Here is a 14,940-nt window from a genome sequence, read left to right as displayed (position 1 = left end):
GCTCGCCGCTCCCGTACACGCTCACGGCGTGTCGGTGGGCGACGCGCCGACGGTTTGTCGGCGCGACCGCCGGGTAGCCGCTGCCATGCTGGTTCAGCGGCTCGGCGCACCGAGCGACTTCGACCCGTTGCTGGAGCGCGTCCGGGACGCCCGGGTGGTGATGATCGGCGAGTCCACCCACGGCAGCTACGACTACTACCGGCTGCGCGAGCAGCTCACCCGTCGGCTGATCGCGGAGTGCGGCTTCTCGTTCGTGGCAGTGGAGGGCGACTGGCCGGACTGCGACCGGGTGCACCGCTCGGTCACCGCCGCGCCGGGCGGGGCCCTCGATCCACAGACGGCGCTGGAGCGCTTCGAACGGTGGCCGACCTGGATGTGGGCGAACGCCGAGGTGGCCCGGTTCTGTCGCTGGCTGCGGGCGTGGAACCTGGAGCGGCCCCAGGACGGGCGGGCGGGCTTCCACGGGCTCGACGTGTACAGCCTCTGGGAGTCGATGCAGGCGATCTTCGACTATCTGGGGGAGGAGGACCCGACCTCGCTGGAGGCGGCGCAGGACGCGTACCGGTGCTTCGAGCCGTACGGCAAGCGGGTCGAGGAGTACGGCGCGGCCAGCCGCTTCGTCTCGGCCCGCTGCGAGGAGGAGGTCGTGCGGCTGCTGGCGCGTACCCGGGAACAGGCCATGTCGGACGGCCCGGACCGCTTCTCTGCCTGGCAGAACGCGGAGGTGGTGGCCGGCGCGGAGCGTTACTACCGGGCGATGGTGGCCGGCGGACCGGACTCGTGGAACATCCGCGACACCCACATGCAGGACACCCTGGACCGGCTGCTGCAACGCTACGGCCCGGACGCCCGCGGGATCGTCTGGGCGCACAACACGCACGTGGGGGATGCGCGGGCCACCGACATGGCCGCCGACGGCATGGTCAACATCGGTCAGTTGGCCCGCGAGCGGCACGGCGACGACGCGGTGGCGTTGGTCGGGTTCGGCACCTACCGGGGCACGGTGATCGCCGCTCCCCGCTGGGGCTCGCCGTCGGAGGCGATGGTGGTGCCGCCGGCGCGGGAGGGTTCGGTGGAGCGGCGGTTGCACGAGCTGATGCCGGAGCGGGCGGTGCTCGTCTTCGGCGGCGACGACCAGCCGGGCTGGGTCACCGAACCGGCTGATCACCGGGCGATCGGGGTGGTCTACGACCCGTCCTTCGAGTCGTGGGGCAACTACGTGCCGACCCGGCTGGGCGACCGCTACGACGCCTTCATCTGGTGCGACGAGACGACGGCCCTGCATCCGCTGGCGGTCCCCGCCGTCCCCGGCGAAATGGAGACGTACCCAGCCGGCGTGTAAAAACCCGCCGCGCCGAGGCCGCGCCCGGGCGGGTCGATCATGGAGTTGTGGTGCCGGACGAAGGCTCCCAAACGGGGTCCAACGGGCACCGCAACTCCATGATCGACCGCGAGGTGGGTCAGGTCAGACCCGGGTCGGGGTTGCCTCGGTCAGGTGTTCGCGCAGGCCTTCGCCCTCGATGTCGACGTTGGGCAGGGCCCGGTTGAGCCAGCGGGGCAGCCACCAGGCGCGGTCACCGAGCAGGGACATCACGGCCGGGACGATGGTCATCCGGACCACGAAGGCGTCGATCGCCACGCCGATGGCCAGCGCGAAGCCCATCGACTTGATCACCGGGTCGTCGAGGAAGACGAAGCCCCCGAACACCGAGATCATGATCAACGCGGCGGCGGTGACCACCCGGGCGCCGTGCCCCATGCCGCTGATCGTGGCCTGCCGGGCGGTCTCGCCGTGCACGAAGTCCTCGCGCATCCGGGAAACCAGGAACACCTCGTAGTCCATCGCGAGCCCGAACAGGATGCCGATGAGCAGGATCGGCAGGAAGCTGATCAGCGGGCCGGGCGTGTCCAGGCCCACCAGGTCGGCGAGGTGCCCCTGCTGGAACACCGCCACCGTGATGCCGAACGTGGCGGCGACGGTGAGCAGGAAGCCCAGCGCGGCCTTGACCGGCACCAGCAGCGAGCGGAACACCAGCATCAGCAGCAGGACCGAGAGCCCCACCACCAGCAGCAGGTAGACCGGCAGCGCGTCGGAGAGCTTCTCGGACACGTCGATGCCGATCGCGGTGACGCCGGTGAGCAGCACGTCCGCGTCGCGGATCCCGCCCACCGAGTCGCGGATGTCGTGCACCAGCGTCTCGGTGGCCTCGTCGGTCGGGCCGGTCTTCGGCACGACGCCGAGCAGTGCCGTCCGGCCGTCCGGGCTGAGCTGGGCGGGCGCCACCGCGAGCACGTTCTCGGTGCGCTGGAGCAGCGCGGTGACCTGCGGCACGGCGGCCGAGGTGGCCTGCGGCGAGTCACCGGCGACGACGACCGCCAGTCGGCCGGTGAAGCCCGCGCCGAAGCCCTCGGTGATCAGGTCGTTCGACACCCGGGCCGGCGAGCCGACGGCCGCCGTCGACGCGTCCGGAAGCGCCAGCCGCATGTCCGGCGTGGGCAGCGCGAGCAGCCCCAGGCCGAGCAGGCCGACCAGGATGACGGGTACGCGGAACCGCGTGACGAACCGCGCCCAGCGGAAGCCGAACCGGGACTGGTCCTCGGTGGCGGCGTTCGTCTCGGTGGTCGGTGCGTCGTCGGAGGCAGCGGTCTCGTCGGTGGAGACGGTGCGCAGCCGGCGGGGGAGGACCCGACGTCCAGCGAAGCCGAGCAGCGCCGGCGCGAGGGTGATGGCGACGAGCACGGCCACGGTGACGGTGCCGGCGGCGGCGAGACCCATCACGGTGAGGAACGGGATGTCCACCACGGCCAGGCCGGCGAGCGCGATGACCACTGTGGCGCCCGCGAAGACGACTGCGGAGCCGGCGGTGCCCACGGCCCGGCCGACGGCCTCGTCCGGGGGCAGGCCGTCGAGCAGGTTCTGCCGGTGCCGGGAGGTGATGAACAGCGAGTAGTCGATGCCGACGGCGAGGCCGAGCATCAGCGCCAGGATCGGCGCCGTGCTGGTCAACTCGACGACGCCACTCAGCGCGAACAGTCCGGCCATGCCGGCGCCCACGCCGATCAGCGCGTTGAGCATGGTCATCCCGGCGGCCACCAACGAGCCGAAGGTGATGATCAGGACGATCGCGGCGACCACGACGCCGAGCGCCTCGGTCGAGCCGATCTCCGGCTCGCCGCCCAGCACCTCGCCGCCCGGGGCGACCTGCCAACCCTGTGCCTTCGCCGCCGCGCCGACCTCTTCGTACGCGGCCTTCTGGTCGTCGGTCACCTCGTCCGCGCCGGTGGCGAACTGGACCTGGACCAGCGCGTACCGGCCGTCGGGCGAGACGGCGCCGACCTGGAGCGGGTTGACCGCACCGACCACGCCGGGCAGCGTCCCGGCCTGCTGGACCAGCTCCTGCACCACTGCCTGACCCTGTGGAGTGCCGAGTTGGCCGTCTCCGGGCGCCTTGACCGCGATGGTGCCGGTCGCGCCGCTGGCCGCCGGGAACTGCTCGGCGAGCAGGTCGAGCGCGCGCTGGCTCTCGGTGCCGGGCATGGTGAAGTTGCTCGCCGTCGGGCCGCGCAGGGTCGCCGCGGCCAGGCCGGCGCCGACGAGTACGACGAGCCAGAGCGCGACGACGAGTCGTCGCCGGCGCAACGCGCCCCGGCCGAGCCGGTAGAGCAGGGTGGCCATCAGGAGTCCTTGTCCTCGGGTCGTGGGTGGGTGGGTCAGGGTGCGTCGACGGGTTCGACGGCCCGCCGCACGAGGGCGAGCAGGGCGGCGCGCAGTTCGTCGTCGGGGATGTCGGCGAACTCGGCGCACGCCTCGGAGATGCCGGCCAGCAGCACCAGCGCGGCGATCCGGGCGCCCGGTCGGTCGGAGTGCCCGGCCAACGCGTCGCGCAGCCGGTCGGAGATCTCCTGGATGTGCGCGAACGCCGGCTGGCACAGCAGCTCGGGGAACTCGCCGCGCAGCACCGCGATCTCCCGCCGGAACCGGACGGCGAGGTCGACGAAGCCCGCCGCGGCGAGTTCCTGGGCGGCCGCGCCGGTCCGGCCGGCGAGCTGGTCGTCGAGGTCGCGCAGTACGCCGATCGCGGGTGCCATCAGTTCGGCGAGCAGGGCTTCCTTGTTGGCGAAGTGGTAGAGCACGGTGGCCTTGGAGCAGCCGACCTCGCGGGCGATGTCCTGCAACGAGGTGCCCCGGTAGCCGGTCACCGCGAACCGTCGCGCCGCTGCGGCGAGGATCTCGCCGTGCGTCTCGGACACCGCTCTGGCCATCACCGGTCCACCTCCGTGAACCAGCATGCCTGACCGATCGGTCAGACCCTGACCGATCGGTCAGAAAGAGGTGGTGGCGTTCCCCACACCGCGTTCCGGTTTAGCCGGCGTGCTCGGTGTCGTACCTGGTCCGCGCCTCGGCGATGGCGCGGCGGTGCCGTTCGGCCCAACTGGTCAGCGCCACCAGCGACTCGTACAACTCCAGCGCCATCGGCGTGGCCGTGTACTCCACCTTCGGCGGGACGGTCGGATAGACCGTGCGGTGCAGCAGGCCGTCGCGCTCCAGGTTGCGCAGGGTCAGGGTGAGCATCCGGCGGCTGATGCCCTCGATGTGCCGCTCCAACTCGGTGAAGCGCACCGGGCCGTTCGACGCGGCCACCAGGATGCCGATGCTCCACTTGCCGCCGACCCGGTCCAGCACCTCGCGGACGGTGCACGCCCTGGCCTGCCCGGGGGTGAACGGCACGTTCCCGGCGGCGCAGGTGAACTCCGCCTCGACCTGCGCGGACACATCGCTGTTCCTCTGGGACATCACAGTGCCTCCTTCCGCTCCGGCTCATGGTCACAGACGATGACCTCGGTAACAAACCGTGCACCAAGGAGGCGTGCGATGAACCGTACCGACCCGGCCCGCTGGCCGGCCCTGCTCGTGCTCTGCGCCGGCAGCCTGATGATCATCCTGGACGGCAGTGTCGTGTCGGTGGCCCTGCCGTCGGTGCAACGCGACCTGGGCTTCACCGCCGCCGGACTGGCCTGGGTGGTCAACGCCTACCTGGTGGCGTTCGGCGGGCTGCTGCTGCTCGCCGGCCGCCTGGGCGACCTGCTCGGCCGACGTCGGGTCTTCCTGGCCGGCGTCGTGCTGTTCACCCTCGCCTCGCTGGCCTGCGCGACGGCCACCGGACCGGCAGTGCTCGTCGCCGCGCGGTTCGGCCAGGGCGTCGGCGGCGCGCTCGCCATGGCGGTCAGCCTCGGCATGATCGTCCGGCTCTATCCGGAGTCGGTCGAGCGGGCCCGCGCCATCGCCGTCTTCAGCTTCACCGGGGCGGCCGGCGCCACGATCGGCACGGTCGCCGGCGGGGTGCTCACCGAGCTGGCCGGCTGGCGTTCGATCTTCCTGGTGAACCTGCCGATCGGGGCCGCGATCCTGCTCGCCGCCGTCCGCCAACTCCCCGCCGAACGGGGCATCGGCCTGCGGGCCGGCCTCGACCTGCCCGGAGCCCTGCTCGCCACCGCCGGCCTGATGGCCGCCGTGCTGGGCATCGTGGGGACCGGTGAGCACGGCTGGACCAGCCCGCGGACCCTCGGGGCGGCGGTGCTCGCGGCGCTGCTGCTCGGCGGTTTCGCCGTACGCCAACAGGTGGCGGCGACCCCGCTGCTGCCGGCGCGGGTGCTGCGCGTGCCGGGCCTGGTGGCGGCCAACGCGGTGCAGTTCCTCGTGGTCGCCGCGTTCTTCGGCTTCCAGTTCCTGCTCGCCGTCGAGCTGCAACTCGTGCTCGGACTGGACGCGGCGGCCACCGGCTGGGCGTTCCTGCCCACCCCGGTCGTGATCGCCGTGGTGTCGCTCGGCCTGGCCGGTCGGCTGATCGGCAGGTGGGGCGCCCGCAACGTGCTGCTGGCCGGGTTGAGCCTCGCGACAGTCGGCTTCCTGCTGCTGGCCCGGTTGCCCGCCGACGGCAGCTACCTCCCCGACGTACTCCCCGCTCTGGTGGTCTTCGGAGTGGCCGGCGGCCTGACCCTGCCGTCGGTCACCACACTGGCCATGGTCGGCGCGACCGACGCCGACGCCGGGCTGGCGTCCGGGTTGGCCAACACCACCCAGCAGGTCGGCGGGGCGGTCGGCCTGGCCGCGCTGGCGACCCTGGCCGCGGCCCGCAGCGACGGCCTGCGGGCCGCCGGCCGGGCCGAGGCGGTGGCGCTGGCCGGCGGCTACCGGGTCGCGTACGCCGTGGCCGCCGGTCTGGTGCTCGCCGCGTTGCTGGTGGCGCTGGGCACGCTGCCCCGCCACCCGGCCGGCCGGCGGCCCGACGTCGATGCGCCGGTCGACGACGGCGGGCAGCGGAATCGTTCGGTGTCCAAGCGCCGCGTCCGGTTGACCGACGACGCCGAGGCCGCCAGGGTGATCGGGTGAGTGAGGCTGACGAGACCCGCGACGGCGTGGCCCTGACCAACCTGGACCAGCCGCTGTCCGACCGGAACGGCGCGACCAAACGTGACCTGGTCGACTACCTCGACGCGGTGCGGGAGCCGCTCATCGGGCAGCTGCGGGACCGGCCGCTGTCGGTGATCCGGGTCCGCCCCGGCCAGCCGCCGTTCATGCAGAAGAACCTGCCCCGCTACACCCCGGAGTGGGTCCGCCGGGTGCCGGTCTGGGCCGAGGCGTCGCACCGGGAGATCTCGTACGCCCTCTGCGACGACCGGCGCACCCTGCTCTGGTTCGCCAACCAGCGGGCCGTCGAGTACCACCCGACGCTGGCCACGGCGGCCGACCTGCACCGACCGACGCACCTGGTGCTCGACCTGGACCCGCCCGAGGGCGACGGGTTCCGCGCTGCCGTCGGCGCCGCCCTGCTGGTCCGCCAGGCGCTCGCCGACGCCGGCCTCGCCGGGGCCGTCAAGACCAGCGGCGCCAAGGGCGTGCACGTCTTCGTCCCGGTGACGGGTGAGCCCACAGCGGAGGAGTTGGCCGCCGCCACCCGGGCGCTCGCCGTCCGCGCGGAGCGGCTCGACCCGGCGCTGGCCACGACGGCGTACATCAAGGAAGACCGGGGCGGGAAGGTCTTCGTGGACGCCACCCGCGCCGGCGGGGCGACGGTCGTGGCCGCGTACAGCCCGCGACTGCGGCCCGGACTGCCAGTCTCCTTCCCGGTCGACTGGTCCGACCTGACCGAGGTGACCCCTGCGGACTTCACCATCGCGACGGTGCCGTCGCTGCTCGACGGGACCGACCCGTGGGCGGCGCTGATGCCGGCGCCGCAGGCGCTCCCCGCCGACCTGGTCGCCCAGGGCCGGACCATCCCGGTGGCCCGGGTGCAGGCTATGCACGAGGGCAAGCGCCGGGCCCGCGCCCGCCGTGAAACCAGCTGACGGTACGCGCACCCCGCGCTGCCGCGCCGATCAGCGACGGCACGCCGCCTTCGGCGGTCCCATGTCGTCGGGGGTCTGTGGCACGATTTTCCAGGTGACCAGCCGATCCGCCGAGAGCCAGCGCCTGAGCGATCTCGCGCGGCTGCGCCGCGTCCGCGACCGCATCGACCGGGAGTACGCGCAGCCCCTGGACGTCGAGGCGCTCGCCCGGGGCGTCCACATGTCGGCCGGGCACCTCAGTCGGGAGTTCCGGCTCGCCTACGGCGAATCTCCGTACAGCTATTTGATGACCCGGCGCGTGGAGCGCGCCATGGCGCTGCTGCGTCGCGGCGACCTGAGCGTCACCGATGTCTGTTTCGCGGTCGGCTGCTCGTCGCTCGGCACCTTCAGCACCCGCTTCACCGAGTTGGTCGGGGTGCCGCCCAGCACCTACCGGCGGGAGGCGGCGCTCGCGACGGCCGGCCTGCCGTCGTGCACGGCTAAGCAGGTGACCAGACCGGTCAGGAATCGAGAAGCGCAGGTCACGCCACCACCCCTAGCGTGACTGCCACGGGTCGGGTCGGCGCGGCGAGCCGCGTCGGCCGTGACCCCGGGGCCCCGCCCGCCCGAGAAGATGGAGACACGATGAGCAAGGCCACGGACCCGCCTGCGGCGCACGTCGCCGACCGGCACGACCTGATCCGGGTGCAGGGCGCGCGCGTGAACAACCTCAAGGACGTCACGGTCGAGCTTCCGAAGCGCCGACTGACGGTGTTCACCGGGGTCTCCGGCTCCGGCAAGAGCTCGCTGGTGTTCGGCACCATCGCGGCCGAGTCGCAGCGGATGATCAACGAGACCTACAGCGCCTTCGTGCAGGGCTTCATGCCGACGCTGACCCGGCCCGAGGTCGACGTACTGGACGGGCTGACCACGGCGATCATCGTCGACCAGGAGCGGATGGGCGCCAACGCCCGTTCCACGGTCGGCACCGCCACGGACGCCAACGCGATGCTGCGCATCCTCTTCAGCCGGCTCGGGCAGCCGCACATCGGCTCGCCCAACGCGTTCTCCTTCAACGTCCCGTCGGTGCGGGCGACCGGCGCGATCACCGTCGAGCGCGGTGCCGGCAAGACGAAGACCGAGAAGGCGACGTTCAACCGACTCGGCGGCATGTGCCCGCGCTGCGAGGGCATGGGCGCGGTCACCGACTTCGACCTGTCGGCGCTGTACGACGACAGCAAGTCGCTCAACGAGGGCGCGATCACGATCCCCGGCTACAGCATGGAGGGCTGGTACGGCCGGATCTTCCGGGGCTGCGGCTACTTCGACCCGGACAAGCCGATCGCCAAGTTCAACAAGAAGGAGTTGCAGGACCTGCTCCACCGGGAGCCGACCAAGATCAAGGTCGACGGCATCAACCTGACGTACGTCGGCCTCATCCCGCAGATCCAGAAGTCGTTCCTCGCCAAGGACATCGACACGCTGCAACCGCACATCCGCGCCTTCGTGGACCGTGCGGTGACGTTCACGACCTGCCCCGACTGTGCCGGCACCCGGCTCAGCGCCGAGGCCCGGTCGTCGAAGATCGCGGGTAAGAGCATCGCCGACGTCTGCGCGATGCAGATCAGCGACCTGGCGGCGTGGGTCCGGGGCATCAAAGAGCCGTCGGTGGCGCCGCTGCTCACCGGCCTGCAACACCTCCTCGACTCGTTCGAGGAGATCGGGTTGGGCTACCTGTCGCTCGACCGCCCCTCGGGCACCCTCTCCGGAGGCGAGGCGCAGCGCACCAAGATGATCCGCCACCTCGGGTCGTCGCTCACCGACGTCACGTACGTCTTCGACGAGCCGACGATCGGGCTGCACCCGCACGACATCGCGCGGATGAACGGCCTGCTCCTGCGCCTGCGGGACAAGGGCAACACCGTCCTGGTGGTGGAGCACAAGCCGGAGGCGATCGCGATCGCCGACCACGTCGTCGATCTCGGGCCGGGCGCGGGCACCGGCGGAGGCGAGGTGGTGTTCGAGGGCACCGTCGACGGGCTGCGCGCCAGCGACACGCTGACCGGGCGGCACCTGGACGACCGGGCCCGCCTGAAGACCTCCGTACGGACGCCGTCGGGCGTGCTGCAAGTGCGGGGCGCGAACGCCCACAACCTGCGCGACGTCGACGTCGACATTCCGCTCGGCGTGCTCGTGGTGGTGACCGGTGTGGCCGGTTCGGGCAAGAGTTCGCTGATCCACGGCTCGGTGTCCGACCGCGACGGCGTGGTGTCGGTCGACCAGAGCGCGATCCGCGGCTCGCGCCGCAGCAACCCCGCGACGTACACGGGGCTGCTCGACCCGATCCGCAAGGCGTTCGCGAAGGCCAACGGTGTGAAGCCGGCCCTGTTCAGCGCCAACTCCGAGGGCGCCTGCCCCGGCTGCAACGGCGCCGGCGTCATCTACACCGACCTGGGGATGATGGCCGGTGTCGCCGCCACCTGCGAGGAGTGCGAGGGCAGGCGGTTCCAGGCGTCGGTCCTGGAGTACCGGTTCGGTGGCCGGGACATCAGCGAGGTGCTCGCCATGTCGGTGCGCGAGGCCGAGGCGTTCTTCTCCGCCGGCGAGGCGCGTACGCCCGCCGCGCACGCCATCCTCGATCGGCTCGTCGACGTCGGGCTCGGCTATCTCAGCCTCGGCCAGCCGCTGACCACCCTGTCCGGCGGCGAGCGGCAGCGACTCAAGCTGGCCACCCGCATGGCCGAGAAGGGCGGCGTGTACGTCCTCGACGAGCCGACCACCGGCCTGCACCTCGCCGACGTCGAGCAGCTGCTCGGCCTGCTGGACCGACTGGTCGACTCCGGCAAGTCGGTGATCGTCGTCGAGCACCACCAGGCGGTCATGGCGCACGCCGACTGGATCATCGACCTCGGCCCGGGCGCCGGCCACGACGGCGGCCGGATCGTCTTCGAGGGCGCCCCGGCCGATCTCGTGGCCGCCCGCTCCACCCTCACCGGTGAGCACCTGGCGGCGTACGTCGGCAGGTGAGCCCGCGGGGCCGACGCGCGGCAGCGGCGTCGGCCTCACCGGGACCGGGGCCGGGTCCCGGCGATCAGCGTTCGGGTAGGCGTGGCCGGCTGATCGGGGCGCTGAGCATTCCGGTGATGGCGTCGACGAGGAAGTCGCCGACCTCGGGCCATTGCGGGTCTTCGCCGGTGCGTTCGGCGCGTGCCTCGACCTCGGCCGTCGTGGTGCTGACGATGCGGGTGATCAGGAGCGCACGGCCGGCGACCACCTCCGGGTCGAGGTGCCGCAGCCGCGCGGCCAGGGACTCGCGCAGCTCCAACGCCTGTGGCGTGGTGTCCTGGGCTTCGCGCATGATCGGCACAGTGGTGGGGTTGTGCAGCATGTGTTCCAGGAACCGGGCCCGCCAGCTCGGGCGCGGTAGCTGGTCGAGAACCCGCATGCTCGGCTCCACGAGACCGCGGATGTCGCCGAGGATGGAGTCGTCGGTCGGGGGCATCTGAGCGCGTTGTTCCGCCACGGCGTGCACGTGGCGGGCCATGAGCGCCTTCAGCAGGCCCTCGCGCCCGCCGAAGTAGTAGCGCACCGCCGAGTGGTTGGTGTTGCCAGCCGCCTCGGCCACCCGGCGGTCGGAGATCTCGGCGACTCCCGATTCGGCGAACAGCCGCTCCGCCGCGTCCAGCAGCGCGGTGCGTGCCGCCTCGGACCGCCTCATGACCCCGGCCCCCTCGTGTCCTCGCCCGGATGTGACTCAGGTCAACCTAGCTGGATTCCTGGTTCCGGCATCCGCCGCCTACAGTTTGTAAGTCAACTGGCGTACAAACTGCTCTGGAGCGTGCATGGATACCGAAGCCGTGATCGAGGCTGCCGACGTGGTGGACGGCCGCCCGCCCGGCGCGGACCGCAAGGAACAGATCATCCGAATGGTCGCCCTGTTCGTGATGCCCTTCCTCATCGTCACGATGATGTTCGCGACCTACATGTCGACCATGCATTCACCGCACCCCCGGGACATGCCGGTCGCGATCGTCGGCAGCGGCGCCCCGGCACAGGCCGTCGTCGACGGGCTCAACGCCGCCGACAGCACCGAGGCCACCCTGGTGGCCACCCGCGACGACGCGGTCGACCTGCTGCACGACCAGGAAGCCGCCGGGGCGCTCGTCCTGCCCACCGACGGCAGCGCCAACGCCACGATCCTCACCGCCTCGGCGGCCGGAGCCTCGCAGAACGCCACGGTCCAGCAGTTGCTCGCGCCCGTGGCCCTCCAGAACAGCTGGCAGACCACCGCCGAGGACGTCGCGCCGCTCCCCGCCGGTGACTCGGCCGGCATCGCGGTCCTGTTCGCCGCGATGGGCATGATGCTGGCCGGGTACGTGCCACTGAGCATCATGGTGATGGGCGTCCCCCACCTGCTGCGGCTGCGCCGGTTCCTGCCCGTTCTGGCCGGCTGGTCCGCGGTCACCAGCTCGATCATCTGGCTCATCCTCGGGCCCGTCGTGGGAGCCGTCGACGGCCACTACCTCACCTTCCTCGGCGTCGGCATGCTCGCCACCGCGGCCGTCGGCCTGGCCCAGCTGCTGCTCTCCAAGTTCGTCGGACCCCTCGCGGTGCTGCCCGGCATGCTGCTCTGGGTCGTGTTCGGCATGCCCGCGTCCAACCTGGCCCTGTCCGTGCACAACATGCCCGGGTTCTTCCAGTTCCTCCACGGCGTGCTGCCGCTCCCGGCGGCCGGTGAGGCACTGCGCTCGGTCCTGTACTTCGACGGCAACGGCCTGGGCACCCACCTGATCGTCCTGGCCGTGTGGCTCGTGGCCGCCCTCGCGCTCTGCCTGCTCAAGGAGCGCAGCGCGAGCGGCAACACGATCCCCGGCGTCCCCCCGATCGCCGACCCCGAGGCGAAGGCCCCCGCTCTGGCCGGCGGGCCACCGCGCTCCAAGCGATTCCGGTACGTGGCCGCGGCCGGCTTCCCGCTGGCCATCCTCGTGGTCGTCGTGGGCGCCATGGGGTTCTCCATGCACAAACCGCAACCGCACGACATCCCGGTCGTCGTTGTCGCCGCCGCCCCCGGGCAGGCTCAGCAGACCGCCGCCGGCCTCAACGCACAGCTTGACGGCATCCTCGACGTCACAGTTGCCGACACGGTGGACGAGGCCACCGAGCAGATCCGTACCCGTGAAGTGGTCGCCGCCTTCGTCCTGCCGTCGGCGCCCGACACTCCCGCGACGCTGTACTCGGCGTCCGCCGCCAACGCCAGCCAGCAGTCCGCGATCCGCGCGATCTTCCAGCCGATCACCGCGGCCCAGGACCTCCCGCTCACGCTGACCGACGTACAACCCCTGAGCGATACCGACACCGGCGGCAGCAACAGCATGTACGTCGGCATGTCCTGGATCATGGCCGGCTTCCTGTTCCTGGCCGTCCTGCGCGGTGGTGCCCCGCACGTGCGCCGCGTGCCCCAGTTCCTGCCGCTGCTGGGCGGCTGGGCGATCGGCATGTCCGTCTGGCTGTGGTTCCTCTTCGACGTCGTCATCGGCGCGATCAGCGGCAACGCCCTGGAGACGATCGCCTACGGCGCCCTGACCATCTTCTCGGTCTCCCTGGCCACCGGAGTGCTCACCCGCACCGTCGGCCTGGCCGGCATCATCCCGATGATGCTGGTGCTGATGATGGCCGGCGTGCCCGCCTCCGGCGGTGGCATGTCGGTGTACCTGGTCCCCGAGGTGTTCCGCCCCCTGCAGGACGTGCTGCCGCTGCCCGCGGCTGTCGACATCGCCCGATCGCTGCGGTACTTCGACGGCGTCGGTGTCGGACAGAACCTGCTGGTCATCGCCATCTGGGGCGCTGTCGGGCTCGTCCTGAACCTCGTAATCGACAGGTGGCTCAAACGCCGCGCGGACTCCGGCGACCCGGATGCGGGTGCGGCACCCGAGGTGCACCCGAGGTTGGTGCCGGCCGAGGCGCACTGAGCGGCACCGCAGCCCACCGCCGATCCCTCGCGATCGGCGGTGGGCTTGCTCCTTCTGGTCAGGCCGGGTCGTACTCGACGGCGACGTCGAGCACCCAGGTGACGCCGAACGGGTCGGTGAGCATGCCGTAGAGGGGAGCCCAGCCGGCGGGTGCGAGGTCGACCAGGACTGTCGAGCCCTCGCTCAGTTTCTTCCAGTAGCCGGTGATCTCGTCGGCGTCGCTGCCCCGGACCGAGACGAAGAACGGGCTCTCGCCCTGGCTCCACGGCCGCGCCGACGGCACGTCGTACGCCATGATCTGGAAGCCCTCGGCGGACGTGACCTGACCCCACATGATCTGGTCGGCCTCGTCCGGGGTCTGCACATTGTGGGCGTCGGCGTAGGTCACCGCGGCGAGGTCCCCGTCGAAGACGGACCGGTAGAAATCGAGGGCGGCCCGCGCGTTGCCCCGAAGGTTGATGTGGGCGACGGTGTTGATGCTCATTGCTGCTCCTCGTGGGACGTGACCCGTGGCTGTTGCCCGGGTGCAACGCCGACGATGGCAGGGGTAGCGGTCAGGTTGTGTCCGCTACCCGGGGCACACTCGGGTGCATGGCCACGACCTCCGCGAGACTGCTGTCGCTGCTCTCGCTCCTCCAGGCCCGACGTGACTGGCCTGGCGGTCTCCTGGCCGAGAGGCTGAACGTGAGCCCGCGTACGGTGCGACGCGATGTCGACCGGCTGCGCGAGCTCGGCTACCCCGTCAGAGCCTTCAAGGGCCCGGACGGCGGTTACCGGCTCGACGCTGGCGCCCAACTGCCACCGCTGCTGTTCGACGACGAGCAGGCCGTCGCCATCGCCGTCGCACTCCAGGTGGCAGCCCTCTCCGGGGCGGACATCCAGGAGGGCGCGGCGCGAGCGCTGAACACCATCCGGCAGGTCATGCCCAGCCGGCTGCGGCACCGCGTCGACGCCCTCCAGGTCACCGCCGTCGGACAACCCACGACCGGGCCGGACTCCCCGGTCGACGGCACCGTGCTGGCAGCCATCGGCGCGGCCGTCCACGCCCACGAGGTTCTGCGCTTCGACTACGCCTCGACGAGCGCCGCCGCCGACGCGCCGCCCCGCCGCGTGCAGCCCCACCACCTCGTCACCTGGAAGGGGCGCTGGTATCTCGTCGCCTGGGACCTCGACCGAGACGACTGGCGAACCTTCCGCTGCGACCGGGTCAGCCCGCGTACCCCGACCGGACCACGCTTCACCCCACGACAACTGCCCATGGGAGACGTGGCCACGTACGTCACGGGCCGCTTCCGAGGTTCCACCGACGCCTCGGCGTGGCCCTGCGTTGGCGAGGTCATCATCGGCCTTCCCGCCGTCGTCGTCGCCGCGTACACCCGCGACGGGCTTGTCGAAGAGATCGGCCCCGAGCGCTGCAAGCTCGTACAGGGCTCCTGGTCCTGGGTCGGCCTCGCCGCCGCGCTCGGCAGGTTCGACGCGGACATCGAGGTGATCGGGCCCGCCGAGCTCAAGGCTGCCTTCGGCGGTCTCGCCCGCCGCTACGCCGACGCGGCCCGGCCCGGCTAGACGCGCGGCGGCCGTGCGCACACGGCCACCCGGGCGGCGCGTCGCGGGCTTCGGGGAGCGGAAACGCAAAACCGGGCGC

At 71.8% G+C, this 14,940-nt stretch carries 12 protein-coding genes; 7 read left to right on the top strand and 5 right to left on the bottom strand.

Annotated features, from left to right (window positions below):
• Window positions 1–85 precede the first annotated feature (85 nt).
• Entirely contained in the window at window positions 86–1,342 is a 1,257-nt protein-coding gene (locus ACLQ27_RS07850; protein WP_234585927.1) for an erythromycin esterase family protein, read from the top strand.
• 123 nt (window positions 1,343–1,465) lie between these two features.
• On the opposite strand, the gene ACLQ27_RS07845 is transcribed toward ACLQ27_RS07850, so the two are convergent.
• The 3 genes from ACLQ27_RS07845 to ACLQ27_RS07835 all read right to left on the bottom strand — a co-directional run bounded on the left by ACLQ27_RS07845 (window position 1,466) and on the right by ACLQ27_RS07835 (window position 4,798).
• Complete coding sequence (locus ACLQ27_RS07845; protein WP_357495956.1) at window positions 1,466–3,676, bottom strand: MMPL family transporter; 2,211 nt, start codon at window positions 3,674–3,676, stop codon at window positions 1,466–1,468.
• 35 nt (window positions 3,677–3,711) lie between these two features.
• Window positions 3,712–4,263, bottom strand: coding sequence for a TetR/AcrR family transcriptional regulator (locus ACLQ27_RS07840; protein ID WP_357495958.1), 552 nt, complete (start codon window positions 4,261–4,263; stop codon window positions 3,712–3,714).
• A gap of 100 nt (window positions 4,264–4,363) precedes the next feature.
• Window positions 4,364–4,798 (bottom strand): winged helix-turn-helix transcriptional regulator, encoded by a 435-nt coding sequence (locus tag ACLQ27_RS07835; RefSeq protein ID WP_357495960.1) that lies wholly within the window; start codon window positions 4,796–4,798, stop codon window positions 4,364–4,366.
• Between the two features lie 75 nt (window positions 4,799–4,873).
• Here ACLQ27_RS07835 and ACLQ27_RS07830 point away from each other — a divergent pair, with 75 nt between their 5' ends.
• The 4 genes from ACLQ27_RS07830 to ACLQ27_RS07815 all read left to right on the top strand — a co-directional run bounded on the left by ACLQ27_RS07830 (window position 4,874) and on the right by ACLQ27_RS07815 (window position 10,353).
• A complete protein-coding gene (locus tag ACLQ27_RS07830; protein ID WP_425866114.1) occupies window positions 4,874–6,391 on the top strand; it encodes an MFS transporter in 1,518 nt (505 codons plus the stop codon).
• Complete coding sequence (locus ACLQ27_RS07825; RefSeq protein ID WP_425866112.1) at window positions 6,388–7,347, top strand: DNA polymerase domain-containing protein; 960 nt, start codon at window positions 6,388–6,390, stop codon at window positions 7,345–7,347. Before ACLQ27_RS07830 ends, ACLQ27_RS07825 begins: the two co-directional genes overlap by 4 nt.
• A gap of 61 nt (window positions 7,348–7,408) precedes the next feature.
• The gene (locus ACLQ27_RS07820; RefSeq protein WP_374109285.1) at window positions 7,409–7,891 is read left to right on the top strand and encodes a helix-turn-helix transcriptional regulator; all 483 of its coding nucleotides are present in this window, start codon (window positions 7,409–7,411) and stop codon (window positions 7,889–7,891) included.
• Window positions 7,892–7,971: 80 nt separating this feature from the next.
• The gene (locus ACLQ27_RS07815; protein ID WP_425866110.1) at window positions 7,972–10,353 is read left to right on the top strand and encodes an ATP-binding cassette domain-containing protein; all 2,382 of its coding nucleotides are present in this window, start codon (window positions 7,972–7,974) and stop codon (window positions 10,351–10,353) included.
• A 64-nt stretch (window positions 10,354–10,417) separates the two neighbouring features.
• On the opposite strand, the gene ACLQ27_RS07810 is transcribed toward ACLQ27_RS07815, so the two are convergent.
• Entirely contained in the window at window positions 10,418–11,044 is a 627-nt protein-coding gene (locus tag ACLQ27_RS07810; RefSeq protein WP_357495967.1) for a TetR/AcrR family transcriptional regulator, read from the bottom strand.
• Window positions 11,045–11,168: 124 nt separating this feature from the next.
• Here ACLQ27_RS07810 and ACLQ27_RS07805 point away from each other — a divergent pair, with 124 nt between their 5' ends.
• A complete protein-coding gene (locus ACLQ27_RS07805; RefSeq protein ID WP_357574716.1) occupies window positions 11,169–13,295 on the top strand; it encodes an ABC transporter permease in 2,127 nt (708 codons plus the stop codon).
• A gap of 58 nt (window positions 13,296–13,353) precedes the next feature.
• Here ACLQ27_RS07805 and ACLQ27_RS07800 read toward each other — a convergent pair whose 3' ends face one another.
• Window positions 13,354–13,779 carry a VOC family protein gene (locus tag ACLQ27_RS07800; protein ID WP_357495969.1) on the bottom strand — a complete coding sequence of 142 codons (426 nt, stop codon included), beginning with the start codon at window positions 13,777–13,779 and terminating at the stop codon, window positions 13,354–13,356.
• A 107-nt stretch (window positions 13,780–13,886) separates the two neighbouring features.
• On the opposite strand from ACLQ27_RS07800, the gene ACLQ27_RS07795 reads away from it, so the two are divergent.
• A complete protein-coding gene (locus ACLQ27_RS07795; protein WP_425866107.1) occupies window positions 13,887–14,861 on the top strand; it encodes a helix-turn-helix transcriptional regulator in 975 nt (324 codons plus the stop codon).
• Window positions 14,862–14,940: the final 79 nt, after the last annotated feature.

This window comes from Micromonospora sp. DT63 (genome assembly GCF_049841615.1).
In the GTDB taxonomy this organism is placed as follows: domain Bacteria; phylum Actinomycetota; class Actinomycetes; order Mycobacteriales; family Micromonosporaceae; genus Micromonospora.
Note: the sequence above shows the minus strand (reverse complement) of the source record. Positions and strands in the feature narration are given on the sequence as shown.